Below are 1,203 nucleotides of genomic sequence, written 5' to 3' on the forward strand. Positions count from 1 at the left end.
TTTGAAAGCCAATGACAAAGGCAAAATCAAAATAAAAAAGATTGAAGATAATACAGCCGCCGAAGTAGAAATACTTGTGCATTTACCATCAGGCTTATCACCCGATAAAACCATTGATGCACTGTACGCTTTTACAAGTTGTGAGAGCTCAATATCGCCTTTAGGTTGTGTTATTGAAGATAATAAACCGTTGTTTATTGGGGTGTCTGAAATGTTGCGTCGTTCAACAGATAACACCGTTCAACTCTTAAAACAAGAATTAGAAATAAAACTTGGAGAGCTAGAAGAACAATGGCATTTTGCTTCACTTGAACGTATTTTTATTGAAAATAGAATTTATCGTGATATTGAAGAAGAAGAAACTTGGGAAGGCGTAATTAAAGCCATTGATACAGGGCTTCAACCACATATAAAACACTTAAAACGAGCCATTACTGAAGATGATATTGTACGTTTAACTGAAATTAGAATTAAACGAATTTCAAAATTTGATATTGATAAAGCGCAACAAAAAATTGATGCTTTAGAAGAACAAATAGCTGAGGTAAAACATCATTTAGAGCATTTAATTGCATACGCCATAACTTATTTTACCAGATTGAAAAATGATTATGGTGAAGGACGCGAACGTAAAACAGAAATTCGTGTTTTTGATGATGTTGATGCTACAAAAGTAGTCATTAGAAATACCAAACTTTATGTAAATAGAGAAGAAGGCTTTATTGGAACCTCTTTAAGACGCGATGAATATGTAGGAGATTGTAGTGATATTGATGATATTATTGTATTTACCAAAGCCGGTAAAATGATGGTTACCAAAGTAGATACTAAAACTTTTATTGGTAAAGACATTATTCATGTTGCTGTGTTTAAAAAGAAAGACAAACGTACCATTTACAATATGGTTTATAAAGATGGTGCTAAAGGGCCATCATACATAAAACGCTTTGCAGTTACAAGTATTACCCGCGACAGAGAATATGATTTAACTAACGGAAATAAAGGTTCTGTAGTTTTATATTTTTCGGCAAACCCCAATGGCGAAGCCGAAGTTGTTACCGTTAATTTAAGGCAAGCAGGTAGCATAAAAAAGCTAAAATGGGATATTGATTTTGCCGATATTTTAATAAAAGGGCGTGCCTCAAAAGGTAACCTTGTTACAAAATATCCTGTAAAACGTATTGAGCTAAAAGAAAAAGGTGT

The 1,203-nt window shown here is 33.3% G+C and carries 1 protein-coding gene; it reads left to right on the forward strand.

The genetic code is table 11. From position 1 onward, the window contains the following. A partial coding sequence (locus FUA24_RS03975; protein ID WP_317131927.1) for a DNA gyrase subunit A occupies positions 1-1,203 on the forward strand: 1,203 nt, incomplete at both ends.

Source organism: Seonamhaeicola marinus (genome assembly GCF_008085455.1).